18 protein-coding genes and 1 other annotated feature are annotated in these 20,999 nt (G+C 41.6%); of the genes, 6 read left to right on the top strand and 12 right to left on the bottom strand.

Annotated elements, in window-relative coordinates; all coding sequences use genetic code 11:
• Positions 1–7: 7 nt before the first annotated feature.
• From NAF01_RS03330 to NAF01_RS03315, 4 genes are all read right to left on the bottom strand, one after another.
• Entirely contained in the window at positions 8–565 is a 558-nt protein-coding gene (locus NAF01_RS03330) for a cysteine hydrolase family protein (RefSeq protein ID WP_197214157.1), read from the bottom strand.
• Positions 566–730: 165 nt separating this feature from the next.
• Positions 731–2,167 carry a proline--tRNA ligase gene (proS, locus tag NAF01_RS03325; protein ID WP_197248746.1) on the bottom strand — a complete coding sequence of 479 codons (1,437 nt, stop codon included), beginning with the start codon at positions 2,165–2,167 and terminating at the stop codon, positions 731–733.
• Between the two features lie 55 nt (positions 2,168–2,222).
• Positions 2,223–2,438, bottom strand: a binding site (T-box leader).
• A 79-nt stretch (positions 2,439–2,517) separates the two neighbouring features.
• Complete coding sequence (locus tag NAF01_RS03320; protein WP_250802414.1) at positions 2,518–5,592, bottom strand: efflux RND transporter permease subunit; 3,075 nt, start codon at positions 5,590–5,592, stop codon at positions 2,518–2,520.
• A 683-nt stretch (positions 5,593–6,275) separates the two neighbouring features.
• The gene (locus tag NAF01_RS03315; protein ID WP_250801734.1) at positions 6,276–6,878 is read right to left on the bottom strand and encodes a TetR/AcrR family transcriptional regulator; all 603 of its coding nucleotides are present in this window, start codon (positions 6,876–6,878) and stop codon (positions 6,276–6,278) included.
• Between the two features lie 245 nt (positions 6,879–7,123).
• Here NAF01_RS03315 and NAF01_RS03310 point away from each other — a divergent pair, with 245 nt between their 5' ends.
• Positions 7,124–7,540, top strand: a complete 417-nt coding sequence (locus NAF01_RS03310) for a DUF1284 domain-containing protein (protein WP_159345749.1) — start codon at positions 7,124–7,126, stop codon at positions 7,538–7,540.
• 116 nt (positions 7,541–7,656) lie between these two features.
• The gene (locus NAF01_RS03305; protein WP_250801733.1) at positions 7,657–8,124 is read left to right on the top strand and encodes a DUF3291 domain-containing protein; all 468 of its coding nucleotides are present in this window, start codon (positions 7,657–7,659) and stop codon (positions 8,122–8,124) included.
• A 15-nt stretch (positions 8,125–8,139) separates the two neighbouring features.
• Here the strand turns inward: NAF01_RS03305 and NAF01_RS03300 are convergent, their stop codons facing one another.
• A complete protein-coding gene (locus NAF01_RS03300) occupies positions 8,140–8,340 on the bottom strand; it encodes a hypothetical protein (RefSeq protein WP_226619647.1) in 201 nt (66 codons plus the stop codon).
• A gap of 84 nt (positions 8,341–8,424) precedes the next feature.
• The gene (locus tag NAF01_RS24935) at positions 8,425–8,547 is read right to left on the bottom strand and encodes a hypothetical protein (RefSeq protein ID WP_264193751.1); all 123 of its coding nucleotides are present in this window, start codon (positions 8,545–8,547) and stop codon (positions 8,425–8,427) included.
• 233 nt (positions 8,548–8,780) lie between these two features.
• Here NAF01_RS24935 and NAF01_RS03295 point away from each other — a divergent pair, with 233 nt between their 5' ends.
• Positions 8,781–10,328 (top strand): sensor domain-containing diguanylate cyclase, encoded by a 1,548-nt coding sequence (locus NAF01_RS03295; protein WP_250801732.1) that lies wholly within the window; start codon positions 8,781–8,783, stop codon positions 10,326–10,328.
• A gap of 55 nt (positions 10,329–10,383) precedes the next feature.
• Here NAF01_RS03295 and NAF01_RS03290 read toward each other — a convergent pair whose 3' ends face one another.
• Positions 10,384–10,782, bottom strand: coding sequence for a cytidine deaminase (locus NAF01_RS03290; RefSeq protein ID WP_197214151.1), 399 nt, complete (start codon positions 10,780–10,782; stop codon positions 10,384–10,386).
• A gap of 195 nt (positions 10,783–10,977) precedes the next feature.
• On the opposite strand from NAF01_RS03290, the gene NAF01_RS03285 reads away from it, so the two are divergent.
• Together NAF01_RS03285 and NAF01_RS03280 are read left to right on the top strand one after the other, a co-directional pair.
• A complete protein-coding gene (locus NAF01_RS03285; protein WP_250801731.1) occupies positions 10,978–11,922 on the top strand; it encodes a nucleoside hydrolase in 945 nt (314 codons plus the stop codon).
• Positions 11,923–12,527: 605 nt separating this feature from the next.
• Positions 12,528–12,887: a cyclic-phosphate processing receiver domain-containing protein gene (locus NAF01_RS03280; protein ID WP_197248724.1), complete on the top strand. Its 360-nt coding sequence runs from the start codon at positions 12,528–12,530 to the stop codon at positions 12,885–12,887.
• Between the two features lie 152 nt (positions 12,888–13,039).
• Here NAF01_RS03280 and NAF01_RS03275 read toward each other — a convergent pair whose 3' ends face one another.
• The 5 genes from NAF01_RS03275 to bla form a co-directional block, all read right to left on the bottom strand.
• Positions 13,040–14,221, bottom strand: a complete 1,182-nt coding sequence (locus tag NAF01_RS03275) for a M20 family metallopeptidase (RefSeq protein ID WP_250801730.1) — start codon at positions 14,219–14,221, stop codon at positions 13,040–13,042.
• Between the two features lie 3 nt (positions 14,222–14,224).
• Positions 14,225–15,487 (bottom strand): Zn-dependent hydrolase, encoded by a 1,263-nt coding sequence (locus NAF01_RS03270; protein WP_222499924.1) that lies wholly within the window; start codon positions 15,485–15,487, stop codon positions 14,225–14,227.
• Positions 15,488–15,505: 18 nt separating this feature from the next.
• Positions 15,506–16,714: a hypothetical protein gene (locus NAF01_RS03265; protein WP_197248717.1), complete on the bottom strand. Its 1,209-nt coding sequence runs from the start codon at positions 16,712–16,714 to the stop codon at positions 15,506–15,508.
• A 260-nt stretch (positions 16,715–16,974) separates the two neighbouring features.
• Positions 16,975–17,805 carry a glycerophosphodiester phosphodiesterase gene (locus tag NAF01_RS03260; RefSeq protein WP_197248715.1) on the bottom strand — a complete coding sequence of 277 codons (831 nt, stop codon included), beginning with the start codon at positions 17,803–17,805 and terminating at the stop codon, positions 16,975–16,977.
• Between the two features lie 212 nt (positions 17,806–18,017).
• The gene (bla, locus tag NAF01_RS03255) at positions 18,018–18,914 is read right to left on the bottom strand and encodes a class A beta-lactamase (RefSeq protein ID WP_226619737.1); all 897 of its coding nucleotides are present in this window, start codon (positions 18,912–18,914) and stop codon (positions 18,018–18,020) included.
• Between the two features lie 292 nt (positions 18,915–19,206).
• Here bla and NAF01_RS03250 point away from each other — a divergent pair, with 292 nt between their 5' ends.
• Entirely contained in the window at positions 19,207–20,988 is a 1,782-nt protein-coding gene (locus NAF01_RS03250) for a BlaR1 family beta-lactam sensor/signal transducer (protein ID WP_250801729.1), read from the top strand.
• The last annotated feature ends 11 nt before the right edge of the window (positions 20,989–20,999 follow it).

Genomic DNA, 20,999 nt, shown 5'->3' with positions numbered 1-20,999 from the left:
TTACCTATTACCTATAAGAATCATGTATTGGATGAAACAAGTCTTCCGCTGCATTTCTGACAACTGAAAAGTGTTCCACATTGTAATGGCCATGAAGAATTTCATTATGATGCTTAATAATTTGTTCCGCACTTAAAGTATCGCTATCCGTTGTTGAATGTCCATCACCTACTAATGTGACATCCAATCCATTAATAGTTGCGGTTCTCACTGCACTGTCTATACAGTGCTGGGTTTTGCATCCCATTATTACAACATGCTTGACCTTTTGAGATTTCAGGTGATCCAGGAGTCCCGTTCCATGAAAAGAATTGGTTGCCGCTTTATCAAAGTACTTTGTTTCTGCAGGCACAATAATTTCTTCGTGTACCTGAAATCCTTTTCCTTTCCCTTTCGCAACATCTAAATCCCTTACAAAGACAACTGGAACACCTGATTGTTTTGCTTTATCAATCACTAAATTGATATTCCCAAGAAGGTGCTCTTTATTAATAACTGCACTTTCTTCCAGATTCCCATCGATTAACTCTTGCTGGGCATCAATAATTAATAAGGTTTGATTCAAGCGGCTCTCCTCTTTCGTTATCTAAATTTTTAGATATTTTTGATTATAACACAATATCCAGATTAAAAAAATTTGCTTTGAAACCATAAGAAATAGGCCGCCTGAATGAGGCGGCCCTAAAAACAATTGACTCTGAAAGATCACGTTATATTTCACATTCCAGGTTTAGTAAGCCCGCGCAAACCAAACCGTATGCTTCGCTTCTTTTCCACAATGGATGCAGGTATCTTTCGTTGCCGGCGGGTTGAACGGGATGTTCCGTGTCGTGAATTTCGTTTTTTCTTTTACACTTTCTTCACAGGCATCATCACCGCACCATCCGGCTAAGATCCAGCCTGGGATGGCATCATTTTGTTCAGATTGGGCAATGTGCTGTTCTAATTGCTCGATAGTATCGATATGTGTGTGTGAATGCTCTTCACGGAATGCTTTAGCTTTCTCTAATAAACGAGTCTGCATCGTTTCAAGCTCATTTTTGATGCTTTCTATAATCGAATCAAGCGGTACGGCCACTTTATCACCAAGATCACGCGCCTTCATTAAGCATTGATTTTGGTCTAAATCACGAGGGCCAAGCTCTATGCGGACAGGCACGCCTTTTAGCTCCCACTCATTAAATTTATAGCCTGGTGATTGATCGGAATCATCAAGGCGTACACGGATTCCTTCCGCCTTTAATGCAGCAAACACTTCATCTAATTTCTCCATAATCGCAGGGTTCTTTTTCCATGGGCCGACTGGAATCAGCACGACTTGAGTCGGTGCTACTCTTGGAGGGAGAACAAGGCCTTGTTCATCACCATGAACCATGATGACAGAGCCGATTAACCGTGTGGATGTACCCCATGATGTTGTATGGACAAAAGTATGTTTATTTTCTTTGTTCAAATATTTGATATCAAAAGCTTCCGCAAACTTTGTGCCCAAGTAATGGGAAGTTCCCGCCTGTACCGCTTTTCCATCCTTCATCATCGCTTCAATGGAGAACGTATCAACCGCACCTGCAAAGCGCTCGGATGGTGTTTTTTGCCCATCATACACAGGAATGGCAAGCAAGCCTTCTACCACTTCTTTATAAATCTCGAGCATCTGCATCGTTTCCTTGCGCGCTTCTTCTTCGTCCACATGAGCTGTGTGGCCTTCCTGCCATAAAAATTCTGACGTGCGGATGAAAGGAAGTGTTTTCTTCTCCCAGCGGAATACATTCGCCCATTGATTGATTAAGACCGGCAGATCCCGGTAGCTTTTAATCCAATCGGAATACAAATGTCCAATCATCGTTTCAGAAGTTGGGCGCAGTGCCAGACGCTCCTCAAGCTTCTCTCCTGCCGCTTCTGTGATCCACGGAAGCTCCGGCGAAAATCCTTCAATGTGATCCTTTTCCTTTTGAAAAAAGTTCTCCGGAATCAGCATCGGAAAATAGGCATTGCGGTGGCCGGTTTCCTTAAAACGCTTATCCATCTCTGCCTGAATATGCTCCCAAATTTCATAGCCATCAGGCTTAAAGGCGATACACCCGCGAACAGGGGTGTAATCAAATAAATCTGCTTTTTGTATCGTTTCCAGATACCATTTTGAAAAGTTGTTGGTGTTTTGAGACATCTTCTTTTCCTCCTGAAAATACTTTTTAAGAATAAAAAAAGCATAAAGAGTCCTTCAAAAGGACGTCTTTATGCTAATAGACGCGGTACCACCTTAGTTCGGCTTTTACAAAATCTAAAGCCCTCTAATCGTTAATAACGAAACGACCCGGTTAGCTTTTTCCTAACATCTCCGTGGCAGGTTTCAATAAGGAGTGGTGATATAGCTCTCAGCCCAGGCTATATTTTCTGTTTCACAATCCTTATTTACTTGATCACATCATTGATTACATATATATGATAATATACCAACTTGTGATGAGTAATTCAATACACGCAGAAATAAATTCCTGATGGAGTGTTCCCTCCATCCTATTTCCCCTCAGCTCTTCTCTCTATCTTAGACGTTTTCAGGAAAAATAATTCATACACAACAGGAACAATTATTAACGTCAGCAGTGTGGATGATGTTAAACCGCCAATGACCGTTACCGCAAGGCCCTTTGAAATAAGTGTTCCTGATGAGGTGGTCAAAGCCAGCGGGATTAATGCCGCAATTGTCGCAAATGCCGTCATTAAAATTGGTCGTAACCTTGTTTTCCCTGCTTCAACTAACGACTCTCTAATAGGCAAACCTTTCGTTCTGTTCTGCCCGATCCGGTCGACAAGCACAATCGCATTCGTTGTGACGATTCCAATCAGCATCAGGAAGCCAATCATCACACTTACAGAAAGAGGCTCATTAATCATGTAAAGTGATACAAGCGAACCAATAGGAACAAAGATAAGTGATGAAAGGATAATAAATGGAATACGGGCTTTACCAAAGGTAATCAGCATGGTTAAATACACAAGCCCGATTGCCACAAGAATGGAAATCCCCAGTGATTGGAAAATCTCCACTGTTTCATCGTTGCCTCCGCCGCTCGTTAAGGATACTCCATCCGGCAGATCAAGCTTTTCCACTCCCGCCTTTACCTCTGATGATACTGCCTGCACATCATTTCCTTTTACCTGGCCTGAAACACGGGCATAAACCTTGCTGTCCAGTTTCTGAATCGATGTGAAGGTATCGATTTCCTTTACCTCAGCCACCTCTGAAAGAGGGACTGGTCCTCTTTGAGAAAATAGAGTAACCTCTTCTAATTCATCTTTTGACCCGAGTTCTTTATCAAAGGACAGCTGAACCTCCTGCTCCTTATCATCGAGCAGCAGCGTCCCAACATTCACGGGCTTCGTCTGATCGCTGACAGTTCCAAGAATCTGAAATCCTGACAAACCATATTCACTAGCTTTCTCAGAATCTATTTCCACTAAAAATTGTTTTTGCTTTTCACTGAAATTGTTGGTAATATATTTCAGGTCATTATTTTCCTGCATATACTCTTCCACTTGCTTGGAAGCCTTCTGCAGCGCCTCTAAATCATTGGAAAATAAGTCGATATCCACGTTATTATTCGAAGGAGGCCCGCCTGTTTCCAGCTCCTGGACACTAATCTTCAAATCAGCGTTTTCCTCTTCTGAGATATCTTCTATTTTACTTTCAATTGATTTAATCGTTTTCTCCACATTTACATTATCTTCTAAGTTAACAAAATAGCTTGCTTTGTTTTCAAGCCGCAGTCCTGTGGCAAAATCCCGGGCTCCTATAGCGGCTGTGACATCTGCCGCTTCTTTCTGCTCATCCAGCATCTCTTCCACCTTCAGTGAGATGGCATTTGTTTTTTCCAGTGAAGCGGATGATGGCAATTCAATCGATGCTGTCAGCGTTTTGGACTGTTCATTAGGAATAAACGTAAATCCTAAAGAAGGCACAACCGCTAATGAACCAACAAGCAATACGAGCGAAATAAATAAGATAACTAACTTGTGATTGAGAGATTTTTCAATTAAACGGCCATAAAACCTCTGAAGAGCTCCCTCTTTTTCTTCAGCCGGCACTTTCTTGAACGAAAATTTTGCCAGGATCGGCACTATCGTGATGGAAACCAGCAGCGATGCTAAAAGGGAAAACACAATCGTTAAAGCAAAAGGCAGAAAGAATTTCCCTGTTATCCCGCCAACAAAGCCGATTGGAAGGAATACCACAACGGTCGTTAATGTTGATGAGGTGATCGCCTTTAATATTTCTTTGGTGGATTCCAGAATAATTTTATCGGACATTCCCTCATTGGATTTACGGACCCGCCTGAAGATATTTTCGATGACGACAATACTGTCATCCACCACACGCCCTACAGCTACAGCCATTCCGCCCAGTGTCATGATGTTCAATGAGATGTCCATTTGGTTTAGAAAAATCGCTGCAATCAGAATGGACAAAGGAATGGAAACGACTGCGATAATGGTCGCTCTGGCATTGCGAAGGAAAACCAGAACGGCAATGGACGCAAATAGTGCCCCTAACAGCCCTTCTTTGACTAATGTGCTGACAGACTTTTCAATATCCTTGGCAGAGTCGATGCCAATTTCGTAGTCGAGCTGATCATCGTATTTTTCAAGCACACTCGTCACCTTGTCTGCCACTTCAACGGTGTTGGCTTCCTGTTTTTTCGTGATCGCCATGGATAAAGAATCTTTCAGATTATAACGGGCTAATTCACTTTTATCTGTTATTGGCTCAATGTCTGCAATATCCTTTAGGGAAATACCTGCAGATTTCTGGTTGCCCTGCTCTCCTCCGCCACCGGCACCTTCAGCTGGAGCGCCGCCAAAAGCAGGCTGAAGCTGAAGATTTTCCAGATTTGCAATAGAATCAAGGTTTTCTTCTACACGGATCGGGATTTGCTCTTCACTTTCCGTCAGCTCACCTGCCGGGAAAGAAAGATATTTTTGATTGATCTGCTCTTTAATGCTGCTGAGTGATAATCCTGCTTCTGCTGCTTTCTCTTTATCGACCGTAATTTGCACAAGATTATCGGTTAAGCCTGCAACAGATACGCTGTTGATTCCTTCTATTTTATTTAATTCAGGAATCACTTCATCCTTCATGACAGCTTCTATGCTTTCCCCGTCCTTGCTGAAGAAGGAAATATTATAAATTGGAAAAGAACCAAAAGAAAGCCTGTTTAACTTAACATCCGCCTCTTCAGGCAATCCGGCTTCATCAATAACCGAATTCACCTGCTGTTCCACTTTATCAAGATCTGTATCAAACGGAAATTCCAGGTTAATGATCCCAATGCTGTCATAAGCAGAACTGGTCATCTTTTTTACACCCTCAATGGAATCCAGCTGATCTTCAAGCTTCGAAACTACCTGTTTATCCACATCAGATGGAGATGCACCAGGGTATACCGCTTCAATGGATATCTGCGGGAACTCAATATCAGGAAATTGATCCACTTTTAATTTTGAAAAAGAGTAAATACCGCCAGTGATTAATAAAAATGAAATGATAAAGACCGCAGCGGCATTCTTTAAACTGAACTTTGTTAAAAAATTCATCATTTAATCTCCTTTATAATTAATTTATAAAAATATTATACAAAAACTATACAAACCTATCAATTGATAGACTGTTTCCAAAAAAAAACTTTAACATGCCACTTTGTTAAAGTTACTAATCGTTATTCCTTTGACGCCGATAAAGTGAAACTTCAATCAGTAGGGGGGGCTTTATCCCTCGCTGATTGTTAGTTGAACCTATCGGGCCTTACGGGCAGTTTGACCCCCACTTATCCTCCTTTGATTCAACTAAGTCTTGAAGTGGGGTCTTACCGCCCGTTAGACTGCGATAAAGTGAAACTTCAATCAGTGGGGGATTTTTCCCCCGCTGATTGTTAGTTGAGGCCCACAGGAAATGGGTCACAAAGACGTTGCCACAGGACAAGGAAAGCTACGGCAGCGATACATCGCACGACCGAAAGCGGCAGCTTTTGGGAGGACGTGGCGTTCTTAGTCTTTGTTCGTATTTCGGCTTTACGGGCAGTTTGACCCCACTTATCCTCCTCTGATTCCGCTGAGTCTCAAAGTGGGGGCTTACTGCCCGTTAGACTGCGATAAAGTGAAACTTCAATCAGTGGGGGGGCTTTTCCCCGCTGATTGTTAGTTGAACCAATCGGGCCTTTACGGGCAGTTTGACCCCCGCTTATCCTTCTTTGATTCATCTGAGTCTTGAAGGGGGGGTCTTACTGCCCGTTAGACTGCGATAAACCATAAAGAATCACTTTGATATAAAATCTGGCTTGTTCTTTCGCCAGGCTTTCTTTCAATTTGTAATCAGTATTCCTTGATGAAATCAGACTTAAAAGCAGGTACGCCGATGAAACCGGGTCAGATCCTATTTCCCCGGGATCCCTCAGCTTTTGATCTTTAATGCCTTTTTCAAAGATCGAGGCAATAGGATCCTGATAAGACTCCATCCACCATTTCCGAACGGTTCCCTGATGCTCCTGATCTAATTCTTTTTGAATATCATGAAACATCTGGCCCATTGAAGGAGGCTTATTGATTAAAATATAATAAGTGACCTGGAATAAGCATTCTTCAATATCATCCTCAAAACGCTTAATAATTCTGCCTAATGCGTTTTGCATATCAACCAGTTCAGTCCTCAGCACTTCCATATAAATGGCCTTTTTATTGGAAAAGTGATGATAAAGGGTAGGCTGCGTAATGCCGCAGGCTTCAGCAATTCTTCTCGTGGAAACCGCCCGATACCCTAAATCCATAAAAAGCTTATGTGCTGCTTTCACAATTTTTTTATGTGTATCGTTTGCATTTAGTGACATAAACAAAATCCCTTTCAAGTAAGCGAACCCTATCACTTGATAAGATTATAAAAACCAAAGTCAAATACGTCAACAATCAATGTGCTCATTTATAAAGTTAAAATTCCATCCTACTACATATTCCCATTTCTCCACTTTTCAATCAAGGTTCATAAGGCAAAATATATGATAATATAAATAATTATGTTAACCTATTTATCATTTTAGTTTACCAATATATCTAATCTAAACAATGGGGGGATATTATGTATAAGCTGCGTGGCCATCATCTATTTTGCCTTCTGGGCTATCGGGGAATGGGCTACTCTCAGGAATATGTGGAAAATATGACCCGTATGCATCAAACCTTGAGAGACAACCCCAGGACATGGATACAGCTTGTTAAAGGGCCGGATCACCTGTGTGAAAAGTATCCCAACTCAGGTGAATACCATTGTGAACACGATGATATTTATGAAAGGGATGCTGTTATTTTAGAGAAATTAGGGCTGAATATCGGACAAATTCTTTACTGGCAGGACATAGAGTCAAACATCCAGAAGTATGCTCTTCCCTCAGACATACAGACTGTTTGTGAAACTTGTTCGTGGCGCTCATATGGCGTTTGTGAAGAAGGTATCCGGGATATTCTTGAAGGGCAGGGCTTAAGGGAAGTTAAATAAGCACCCCTATTAGAATCTAAAATGGCAACATCCATTTAAATTATCCTCTCCATCCAGGAATTAGTCCATTCTTTTCAGAATATAGGTAGATAAAAAGGAATGATGGGGGAATTAACTTGGCATTTGCGGCAATTTTGACAGTTGGACAGCTAAAGCATACAGAAGAGCACCCTGCCTCCAGGGAGTTCTTTATAGCAGGAAATCATATAATGAGAGAGGCTGCTAAAACTGGACAGCTCATCAAAGAATTCAACCCAAATAGAGTGAAGCTCCCTGAAGAAATGATCAAAGGGAATGGTACTCCTGTTCTTACCTTAACAGTATGGAAAGACCTGCAATCTATATATCTGTTTACCTATTCAGGTCTTCATAGGCAAGCATTGCAGGACAGGAATAAGTGGTTTGATCCTCTTCCTGAGAGACAGCCTAATTATGTTATATGGTGGTCGGATATGCTATCAAATGTTTCCTGGATGGAAGCTTTCAAAAGATATGATTCTTATATCCAGCATGGACCAGATTCTTTTGCATTTGACTTTAAGCATCCTTTCGATGAATTTGGGGTGCCGGTCGCGCTTAAGTAGCGGACAATTAATGAGTTACCGTTTCTTATTAATTAAATCAATTAAATAACACATCTGCGAGATAATAAATAACATAAATAAGACAATGATTGTTCCGAATGTGTATACTGCTTCTTCTGCCGGATTCCCTCCGTCCATAAATACTGAACCAAAGATAAAAAAGAGTAAGACACTTACCAACACACCTAAGAAGAAAATACGAATATACTTTGACATGGAATTCCTCATTGATTCGATATTCCTTCCTAATATTATAAGGTTCCCGCACTATCCAGATGCGGGAATTACGTTACTCTCCAGTCATCCCAAACATTGCTGATTGTATGCTATAATCCCCAATATGGCACCTGCACCTGCGCCAAATAGTAAACCCCCGATCGCCCAAATCCCTTTTTTATTCCCTTTGTTATCCTTTTTGAACATGAACTGCACCTCCTCACAGTAGATTAAGAATCAGACAGAATCCTTTTACACTAATTTTTCATTTTATATTACTTTTAAACTTCCATACATTTACTTTCATTTCTTTTCACGATTGGAATTCCCTTCTAGCACTCGTAAATTTTTTATTTCTTGTTGTGAGTCATACAAACCTCATGGTATATTTTAGTAGGTTATTTGAACTATAAATAGCACTTTATTATCGGTGAAGAGAAATGAAAAAACCTATAAGATTACGCATCCAGTGGCTTATTTTAGGCTTACTGGCTTTTGCTATGCTTGGCACCTATGCAGGAAGTGTCATTTCAAGTGTAGTGGTCAGCAGGAACAACCTGGAGAAAAATTATTTAATAGAAAACCAATATTATGCTCAAAAACTCGCAGCTGTTACAGATTCTCTTTTTGTCAATATGATTAAAAATCTGACGATGGAAGCACGAAATGAAGATCTTATGACGAACGATTCCCGAAAAATCCACAAAGAGTTAGATTTCATTCTGCAGTCGACTACCTATTTCAATTCTACATTTTTTGCGGACAAAACAGGCCGCGTCGTGGCATCTGCTCCTGATATGGCTTTAAAGGGAACAAAGTTAACTAGTGTCGGTGCAAAAAAATCTCTGGAAAAGAAAGTTCCTATAATATCAAAGCCTTATGTAGGTGTGACCGGAAAATTAATTTTGCTTATTTCTGTCCCCGTTTTTGATGAAAGCGGATCGTATGAGGGATTTCTTGCCGGAACAATCTATTTGCATGAAGATAATAGCCTCATCCAAGTTCTGGGGCAGCATCCAAAGCATGAAAATAACTCTTATGTATATGTGGTTGATTCTGAAGGTAATATTATTTATCATCCGGATAAAAATAGAATTAACGATAATGTGAAGGAAAACAAAGTGGTACAGTACGTTTTAGAAGGAAGAAACGGAAATCTGGAAGTCACGAATACGAAAGGCATAGCCATGCTTGCCGGGTATGCCTCTGCTGCCTCAACAAGCAAATGGGGCATTGTATCCCAGACTCCTAAAGAATCTGTGATGGAGCCGACCTTTGAAATGGCCAGGCAAGTGAGTTTGATTGCCATTCTTTTTATGCTGTTTGTATTCGCCCTCTCCCTGAGCATGCTGAAAAAAATTGTCAATCCGATCAGAAATTTAGCTCTATACGCAAAGCAGATGACGACCGAACCATCTCGTCCTGTGCCGCAAATTCCCAACTGGTATTTTGAGTTAAAGGAATTAAAGCGTGCTATTTTAATAGCTGTGGATTTTTATCAGACCAAACTGACGAATGCGGAAAGTGAGTCGAACCTGGATCCGCTTACCGGCTTCTATAACCGCCGTTTTTTAGAAAAAAAGATAAGTGAGCTCGATAGGTACTCCATCATTTTATTTGATATTGACCATTTTAAAGCAGTAAACGACCAGTTTGGCCATCAAGCGGGAGATGAAGTATTAAAATTTTTGTCCGAATTAGTTAAGGGGGAAACGAGAGCAAGTGATCTGTGCTTCCGCATAGGCGGTGAAGAATTTCTAATCATCCTTCCAGAAACCGATATCTATATCACGGAATCTGTTGCAGAACGGATAAGGAAAATCACTGAATACACTTTAAGCCCCTCCGGAAAACCAGTCACTGTTTCCATGGGAATTAGCAGCTATCCCGCTGCAGCGTACAGCTTTTCAGAGTTATTGAACAAAACAGACCAGGCGTTATACAAGGCCAAACATGAGGGAAGAAATAGAGTGGTTATCGCCTTGTAAAATAAAGAGGGCAAGCTTTGAGTGAATATCTCTCAAAGCTTGCCCTCCTTTTATGCTACATCTCTAAATCCGTAAACGCATACGGCAATAAATCTTTTAATGTCAGTTCCAATATTTCTTGCTTTTCATTTGTTAAGTAGACTGGCATATCAGGCATACAGAACTCGGCTAACACCTGTCTGCAGATGCTGCACGGCGGAAGAAAGTCTGCCGTATCACCAGCTACAGCTATAGCTTGAAGATCACCTTTTTTGTAACCGTTAGCAATTGCAGTGAAAATAGCTGTTCTCTCAGCACAGTTTGTTGCACCTAACGAAACATTTTCCACGTTCACGCCATTAATGACAGTGCCGTCTTTCAGCAATAATGCAGCTCCTACCGGGAATTTGGAATAGGGAGCATAAGCTCGTTCCTTCATACTGCGCGCACTTTCCATCAATTGCTCTTTATTCATTGTACCCATCCTTTTCAAAGAAGAATGAACTTTTCATAGTCCCCTTAGGCCAATGTAAAATTGGCAGGATTCTTATCATATATTTTTTTGAAATGCTTGTCAATATCAGCGTTAAGGTTCTCCGCCTTAAAGGCATAACCCACTTCCTCCTTTGATATGTTATACAAATGAATATTTTGAATGGGAGGAAGATAAATGAAAAAAATCATTTTGTTTGCAGACCCTGGCATTGATGATTCTGTTGCCATCATGTATGCCCTTCTCAATCCCGGCATCAAGGTGTTAGCTATCGTATCGAGTTACGGGAATGTCACCAAAGAACAAGCAACAGACAATATCGCTTATCTGCTCCGACTAGCCGGCAGGAAAGATATCCCTATTATCGGCGGAGCTAATAGTCCTTCATTAGGGGAGATCCCAAGGTTCTATCCTGAAATTCATGGTGAAGAGGGATTGGGTCCTATACGCCCTCCGGTGGATGTGCAGGGAGAACTAACGAATTTTTCGGAGCTCTACAACATTATAAGAATGAACCCGGACGTTACTGTAGTAGACGTGGGGAGAAATACCTCATTAGCTGCACTTTTTATATTAGGGGAAAATATATCCGACGTCATTAAAGAGTTTTATATTATGGGCGGTGCTTTTTTGGTTCCTGGAAATGTAACTTCTTCAGCAGAGGCAAATTTTTATGGTGATCCCGTTGCCTCACAGGTAGTAGTAACCAATATGGATAATATCTATATTGTCCCGCTTAATGTTACTAACAAGGCCATCGTTACAATGGAACATATTAATATGATACAGAAGCTGACTGACAACAAGCTGATTCAGATTATGGATGAGGCAATGGCGTACTATATAGAAGCTTATAAAAAACTCATTCCCGGGATTAACGGTGCTCCATTACATGATGTCTTAACACTCTTCCTCATGGTCAACCCCGAAATGGGAAGCTCCATTAGAAGAGATGTAAAAATATTAACAGCGGCTGAAGGAAGAGGCACATCCATCGCTGATTTTAGAGTCAGCTCCAAGCCTGCTGAAAAAAATATAAATATTTATCTTGATTTTAACTATCAGGGATTTATTGAAGATTTTATACAAGTTATGAGTTCCACAGGAAATTCTAGAGAATAAGCGCCGGATGGTTTTTTCTGTTCTGACCGCAGGAGTATGGTTCGGACTCATTCTCTTGATTTTTGCTCATTCTGCAGGAAGGTGAACTCGGTTCGGACTCTGAACCCCGGATTTTCACTTTTTATGTCCGAAGTTGCCCCGGGTTTGGACTCTGAACCCCGGATTTTCACTTTTTGTGTCCGAAGTTGCCCCGGGTTCGGACTCTGAACCCCGGATTTTCACTTTTTGTGTCCGAAGTTGCCCCAGGTTCGGACTCTGAACCCCGGATTTTCACTTTTTGTGTCCGAAGTTGCCCCAGGTTCGGACTCTGAACCGTGAATTTCTGCATTCTCTGTCCGAAAATGCTCCAAGTTCAAACCCTCCGCAGCCCAGATTTCCGCATTCTATGTCCCAGGCAGCATCAAGTCCCGGCTCACTCGCCAGAGATCTGCCCCCAAAGCGCATTCCAGAGTACAAACTCTATCAAAAAGAGGAAACAGAGTTACTATAGTCCCATCCCTCATCTGTATCTTTGCTTACATATGTATGTTACAATGAAATAAGCTTCAAAACTTTAGGGTCAACTCGACTTTTCTTAGTCACCCCTTTGAAAGGGGATTAAAAAAATGGAGAAAATAAGCGTATTTCTGGATGATTATCGGAGAGCGCCGGATGGTCATGTATTAGTTGAGACCATTGATGAATGTATCCTTTTGCTTCAGACCTATGAAATTGACCACCTTTCTTTAGACCATGATTTAGTAAGCAAATCGAGAAATGGTCTTATGCTTGTTCATATCATGGTTCAAAAACAGTTATTTGCGGATCGAATAACTGTCCACTCTGCCAACTCAGTAGGCGGGAAAGCCATGTATCGTTATTTAAAACAAGCACAGCAGGATTTTGAAATGCCCACTGACATTAAAGTACTTTTACGTCCACTGCCCCTCAACTACATTCCGCCAAACTATCTGCACAACTATTAGAGTCCATCGACAACCACCTTTTCTCCTTAGTCACAGGAATTAAATAAATCAATAGTGTATAGGGAGCAGAGTTAATCGACTGCTTCCTTTTTTTATTTCTTTAAAAGTTAAAAAAATCCGCTCCTCCCATAAGAGGAACGGATTGATCAGATTTACTGCTTTTCGTTCAAGTATGCCCATGCATATTGCACATAAAGCTCTGCACCTGTCGCTAGGGCATCTTCATCAATATTGAATTTGCCGTGGTGGTGAGCCCACTCTGTGCCTTTCTTTGGGTTGCCGCTGCCGACAAGGGCGAAGCTGCCAGGTGCTTTGTCGAGATAAAAACTGAAATCTTCGCCCCCCATTGTGGGCTTTTCAGTAAATAGAACATCTTCCCCGAAAGCTTTAGAGGCAACCTTTTGGACGAGCTGCGCACTGTATTCATCATTGATTACTGCCTGCGAACCCCGAATGTATTCCACCTCTGCTTTAGCACCGTAGATAGCTGCCGTATTTTCAGCATAATGCTGCAGCTGTTTTTCAATATGATCTCTTGTTTCAGGATCGAAGCAGCGGACTGTCCCCTCGATGACTGCAATTTCAGCGATGATGTTGAATCTTGTACCCACAGTCATTTTACCAATGGAGAGTACGGCCGGCAGCTGGGCATCAATGGTTCTGGACACCACACTCTGCACATTCATGACAAAAGAAGAAGCAACCACAGCTGCATCAATGCAATCATGCGGCATTGCCCCGTGCCCGCCTTTCCCTTTGAATGTCACCTTAAATATATCAGCTGATGCGAAGGATGGCCCGGGCGTACAGGACACTTTATGTGTTGGCATTTGCGACCAGATATGGATGCCAAAGACATTGTCCACGCCTTCCATCGCTCCCTGTTCCACCATCATCTTTGCCCCTTCCGCCACCTCTTCGGCTGGCTGGAAAAGCAGGCGGACAGTCCCCGGCAATTCTTCTTTTATCTCATTTAATGCCTTGGCAGCAACCAGCATCATCGCAGTATGAGCATCGTGTCCGCATGCGTGCATTTTGCCGTTCTCCATGGATGCATAAGGAAGGTCCTTATTCAATTCCTCCACCTGCAGTGCATCCATATCTCCCCTTAAAGCTACCGTCCTTCCAGGCTTCCCGCCTGCAATTTCAGCAATGACACCCGTTGGTTCTGTCCTTCTGTAAGAGATGCCTAAGCCATCCAGATACTCACAGATAAATTGAGTCGTTTTAAATTCCTCCCATGACAATTCCGGTTCACGATGCAATTTTCTGCGCAGTTCCGTTAATTCATCACTATATGCCCCAATCAATTCCTTTAGCCTGTTATGAATCATCTCTTATTCCGCCTCCGTTAGCTCTATTGCTGCCTCAAACAAAATCTGAACTGCTTCGGCAATATGCCGGGAATCAGACCATTCTTCCGGACAATGGCTCAGTCCATTTTTGCTTGGAATGAACAGCATTCCGGTACTTGTGTAATCAGCAAAAACCATGGCATCGTGTCCGGCGCCGCTATTCATGGAGCAAGAAGGGAAACCAAGTGTACTGCTTTTCTCCTTTAGCAGACTGACAATCTCTTTATTCATCTCTTTTGGCTGAATATATAACAGCTGTTCAACCGTTATTTCTAATCCGCTATCAAGATAGGACTCTGCTAATTCCTTCACTTTCTGAATGACATTCTGAACATGTTCCTCCCTGCCGGAGCGTATGTCTACAGAAAATACTGTTTGATCGGGTATCACATTGGCTCCATTTGGATACACCTGCAATCGTCCCGTTGTTACAACCGTCCCTTCTCCTTCTGCCGCAGCAAGCCCGGGAAATTGGGCGATCATTCCGGCAGCGGCAACCAGCGAATCCGACCTTCTGTCCATCGGAGTGGTCCCTGCGTGCCCGGCCTTCCCTTTTACGGTTACTTCCAATTGTGTTAAACCGACAATCGTTTCGACTACTCCGATTGGTATATTCTTTTCTTCTAAAACTGGACCCTGTTCGATATGCAATTCCAGGTAAGCCTTTACTGTTTGAGGGTCACGAACTTTCGGGAGAGATGGATCCAGCCCGATTTTCTCCATGGCTTCAACCGTCGTTATGCCATCTTTGTCTTTCAATGCTTTGAAGTCTTCCTCAGCCAGCAAACCGGTCATTCCGCGCGAACCCATTAAGCCGCCGCCAAACCTGGAGCCTTCTTCTTCGATAAGAGCAATAACCTCCAGAGGATACTTCGGCGTTAATCCATACTCAGTAAAAAGTGCGGCCACTTCAAGTCCTGCTACAACTCCGGCAGGCCCGTCATAGGATCCCCCATTCGGCACAGAATCAAAGTGAGAGCCGACCAGAACACTCGGTGCATCTTTTAAGGAGCCATCAAATTTTCCAAAGATATTGCCCAATCCATCTTCACGCACAGTCAAGCCGGCTGCCTTCATTTTTTCTTTAATATACTGCCGTGCAAGCAGGTCCTCCTGACTATATGTCAGCCTGGTTGTCCCTCTTCCAGGAGTTGCCGTATAATTGCTTAATGTGTCAATATGACTTTCTATTCTCTCCTGTACTTTTTCCAGATTCACATTTTTCCCTGTCTGAACATCACTCATTTCAATTCCATCCCTTTCTTATAAAAGTCCGACAAATATTCCGGCCAGCACGACCGACACAATGGTCACTGTGATGAATCCGCCGACAAGCATAGGCGGCAGCATATTGCTGGTCAGCATTTCCCTTTCTTTTTCATCCTCGGTTAATGCTTTAATGACTTCATTTGTAATAATGTAGTCAGCCGGAAACCCATATAATGCCGTCAGTGAAACAGCAAAAGCCATTTCCTTGCTCACTTTTAAAAGTTTCCCTGCGATAAATGAGAAGACATACATTCCGATTACACCCAAAATAATGGTTCCGGCAAGCGGATAGATAATTTCAAGCATCATCCCTGGTGTAGCCTGCTTTAAGCCGTCAAAAATAAAGAGCATTAGAGCCATGATCGCAAAACCGAAGCCATTTGCTTTTTGCAGCACCTGCTTTTCAAGAAAGCCAATGCTTGTGGCAATCACCCCGAACAACAGGCAAAGGACAAATGGACTGACACTGGCAACTGGAGCCAGCAATGTCGATGTCAGATAAGCAAGGTAGGATACTACTGCCAATCTTAAAAACTTGAAGAAATCTGTATTATATTTCTCAGGCATATTCTTAAAAAGCTTAAGTTCAGGTTTTGAAACTGTCATTGATGCTGCAGCCGTCTCTTCAGCTGCAGGCCCCTGGGCCTTATAAGCAAGCTGACCGCTGCGGTACTGCTTCAAAAGCCGCTTTCCTTCTTTTTTCAGGACGATGGATGTAAGCGGATATCCCGCAAATCCCTGCATCACATAAATCACGATGGCAAAAACCGATAGTGAAGCCAGTCCCGCTTCCTTCGCTCCCTCCGACATGATCAGAGCAGATACCACACCTCCAACCAATGGCGGAATAGCGACAACCACCGTTTTAAATCCAAAGATAAATGTTCCGATTCCTAGTAATATCGCAATAATTCCTAAAATCCCTGATAAAGCAATCACAATCGTCTTCCACTGATTTTTCAATTCCTTAATCGAAAGCAATGTTCCCATATTGGTAATCAATAGGTACATCATCATCGTTGCCACAACAGGCGGAACCCCGGCCAATGCTACGATATCCTGCGGAAAGAATGTCCAATAACCTGCAAGGAACAGTACGGCACAGACGAAAATGGACGGCACCCACGCCTTAGTCCGGACTGCAACCAGATCCCCAATGAATAAAATAAGCAAAAGAATAACTAACGCTAACAGCTGTGACATAAACCCTTCCCCCTCTAAGTTGAATACCTATTCATTCGTGTTTCGAAAAGTATATATTGTTAGAATAATAATACAATTATACTTTTCAGTCAATTTAAATTATTAAAATATTTAGGAAACCGCTATCATTCTGACCTCTGTATTAGCATGCCTCCAGAATTAATTTAGTAAAATAATATTATTATTTTAAAAATCTATTGAAAACGTAAAAAAACCCGTCCTAATGGACGAGTTTCCTGCATATGTTAACGAGCTAAAGACTAGCTTCTAGGATCAACATAATCCGGATAATCGGTGATGATAGCGTCAACTTCCATCTCGAACAGGAAGTCAGCAGCTTCCTGGCTGCGCACTGTCCAAGATCCAATTTGCATGCCATGAGAGTGAACCTGATTCACTAATTCTTCGGTGACAATTCCATAGCTTGGATTAAACCAATCAGCATAAGCTGAAAATTCCTGTAAAGCTTCCGCTGTAGTATCAGCACGATTAGATGTCAGTACACCAATCGGAACTTTAGGCAGAAGCTGGTCCATCTTTTTCATGGACTCAAAGTTAAAAGACTGGATAATGATTTTTTCATTTTGCGGTTTATCAAGATTTCGTGCTTTTAATGCATCTGCCACTTGTTCTTCAATGCCAGGGTAAAGCTCTGGAGCTTTCAATTCTATTAATATTCCAACCTTACCATGGTAACGCTCCAGAATCTCTTCAAATATCGGAATTGGTTCTCCCGCAAATTGTTCCCCTTTCCAGCTGCCGGCATCGAGACTTCTTAAATAGTCAAACGTTAAATCCCCTACTTTTCCGGTTCCATCTGTTGTACGATCCACAGTTGTATCGTGGATTACCACTAATTCGCCATCTTTGCTTCTTTGAACATCAATTTCAATATAATCAGCTTTCATGTCTACAGCCAAATCAAAGCCGGCTATCGTATTCTCCGGTGCATACCCTGTTGCACCGCGGTGCGCTATATTATCCACTTGTTTCCTTTCTCCTGTTGCCGGTTCTGCTGCGAACGCCTGGCTGATTGGGCTGAACAGCAGTGACAAAGCCACCCCTGTTCCAATTAATACTTTTTTGTTCATGCTCTCCCTCTCCTATCTTGAATATGTATTCAATCATATTCTAGAAAAGGAATGTTGAAGGGGTGTGTGTTTATTCTTATGAGTAAATAAAGATCTTGTTAACAAAAATCGGCCATTTTCCTTACGATTTTTTACAAAACGGTTATATGAAAATGAATAAAATTCCCCTTTCACATGTTTCAGAGGGGGAGAAATCCCCGCTGGTATATGCTTTAATCCAAAGCCTTTATTGTCATCTCCGCTGTTTTTGCAATCAGGGAATTGTCGTATTCGGCATCCTTTGAATCCCTCCTGGAAAGGATCGTCATGATAATCGGCTCCCTGTTTGGAGGCCAGACAATTGCAATGTCATTACGAGTGCCATAGCCTGCTGCACCACTCTTATCAGCCACCTCCCAGCCGCTTGGCACACCAGCACGGATTAATGGATCCCCAGTAACGTTCCCCCGCATCCAATCGGCTAAAACGTCCCGCTTTTCTACAGACAGAAAATCGCCAAGTAAAACTTTTTGAAGGCTTGCCGCAAGTGCTTTAGGTGTACTCGTATCCCGGATGTCACCTGGCTCCGCCTCATTCAAATCTGTCTCGAATCGCTCAGGCTTTGTGACAGTATCCCCCATTTCCTTTAAAGCTGCTTCGAATCCTTTAGGTCCTCCTAATTCCTCTAACATTATGTTGCCTGCGGTATTGTCGCTGAACCGGATTGCCGCTTCACAAAGTTCCCTTAAAGTCATGCCTGTCTTTACATGCTTTTCTGTAACCGGAGAATATGTAACCAGGTCATCATTTGTGTATGTAATGATTTCATCCATTTCCTCCAGTGATTTTCTCTCCAGCAATATTGCAGCAGCCAGCGGCTTGAATGTAGATGCGTAAGCAAACCTTTCATTAGACCTGTAAGCAATTGTCTTTTTTGTTCCTGTGTCATATGCATAAACGCCAAGCCGTACGTCAAACTCCGTCTCCAGCTGTTTGAATTTTTGATTTGTATTTACAGAAGTTTCTTTCTTTTTTTCAGCCGCACTGGCATCTGATTGAGAATTGCCATTTGCACAGCCAGTCAGGGCAAGAAGAAGAACCACACTGAATAGCCCGACTTTCTCTAACATTTTTACACTAAAAATAGAATGATTTTGTTTCCTCAACTTTATTACCTCTTTCCATAAAGAATTTGAACTTATATTCCAACTATATTTTAAACACCTCCATTAGACTACAAGTGTAATACAATATTACGTTTGTAGTCCCGTTTTGTCAACCGTTAGTCAAACCCCTGATATTATGGTGTTTCACAAGATCTCCCTGATTTGATAAAGTAAAAATAGGATGCTAGAATGGTTGGTATTCATTTTGTCTCTGGAATTTAAACTAGATGTCAAATATTGCGAGGAAGGTTTGAGAATGATAACAAGCTCACAGTCTTTACCTGTTTTTTTGGAATGTCTGCTGGTGTCTTCCTTTACAATCGGAGTCATTCTTCTGTTAAAAAAATTTTTCAAGAAACATTTAACAGCACAAACTCACTATAATCTTTGGTTTCTATTATTGCTTGCTCTGCCTTTGCCTCTTATTCCATTACAATTCATGCCATTTGCGGATTCATTACCCTTTTGGAATAGCAATAGCAGCCTTCATTCCCAAAGTGCGCCATCTGCAGAGATTCCTTTAAGGCAAAAGAATTGGATGGAAGACATAACCGTTTCGGTAGCACGCTATGATTTAACATTTCTAAATAATGCTTTATTCTATATTTGGATTTCCGGAGTGGCTATTTTAACTGTATTTACGCTGATTGCAATGCTCAAGATCAGTAAAGTAAAGAAACACACAAACAGCTTGAGAAATAACAGGCTTTTAACCTTATTCGAACACTGCAAACACAAACTGAAGATTACTGGATGTATTATTGTCGGAGAGTCATCTCTCGTTAAAACCCCAATGACGTTTGGATTATTCAAGACATATGTAGTGCTTCCCCGCCATTTTGACCAGTGGATTTCTGAAAAGGATATAGAATATATCTTTTTACATGAACTGACCCACTATAAAAATAAAGATTTTGCAGTCAATTATTTAATGATGATTCTTCAAATTTTATATTGGTTTAATCCTCTAGTTTGGCTTGCTTTCAGGAGAATGAGACTGGATCGCGAAATTGCCTGTGATGCTGCGGTTTTAAATTCTTTGGATGAGCAGGCTTATATGGATTATGGAAACAGCATTATTCATTTTGCCCATAAAGCCTCAAGGGCAGTGACAGTTGATTTGGCAAACCATTTAAACGGGTCAAAGAAACAGATCAAAACAAGAATCGAAAAGATTGCCTATTTTAAGCCGGAATCAAAACGGCTGAGATGGAAAAGTGCGGCTATACTCCTGTTTGCGGGGATATTTATTGCAGGCCAAGCTCCATTTATCTCCGTTATGGCTCGTGAAAATAGCAGCTATAACTTTAAGGATGAAAACATTATTTATGAGGATTTAGGCAATTATTTTGCAGGATTTGATGGAAGCTTTGTGTTGTATGATAAAGATGCAGACCAATATCTTATTCATAATAAAAATCAAAGCACATTAAGGGTTTCGCCAAATTCCACTTATAAAATTTATAGTGCTCTGCTTGGTTTAGAGTCGGGTACCATAACGGATGAAAACTCATCGGCCAAATGGAACGGACTAAAGTATCCTATTGATTCCTGGAATGGGGATCAGGATTTAACATCTGCAATAAGAAATTCCGTTACATGGTATTTTCAGTCATTAGACAAGCAGGTGCAGCCCGGTAGGATACAAACGTTTTTAGACCGGATCAGGTACGGGAATCGTGATTTATCCGGTGGTATCGAGGAATATTGGCTGGAATCTTCCCTTAAAATTTCTCCAGTGGAACAAGTTCAGCTGCTTAAAAATTTTTATGTAAATCAATTTGGATTTAAAGAAAAGAATATCCAAACAGTGAAAGATTCCATTAAACTAGAAAGAAATGAAGGAGCCATTCTTTCAGGAAAAACTGGTACAGGCACTGTAAATGGAAAAAACATCAATGGATGGTTCATCGGATATGTTGAGTCAGGGCAGGACACATACTTTTTTGCAACGAATATACAGAATGAAAATAACTCTAATGGAAGTAAAGCAGCTGAAATTACATTATCCATATTGAAGCAAAAAGGCATTTATTAAATCGTTCATCT

This window comes from Cytobacillus firmus (assembly GCF_023657595.1).
Taxonomy (GTDB): domain Bacteria; phylum Bacillota; class Bacilli; order Bacillales; family Cytobacillaceae; genus Cytobacillus; species Cytobacillus firmus_B.
Note: the sequence above shows the minus strand (reverse complement) of the source record. Positions and strands in the feature narration are given on the sequence as shown.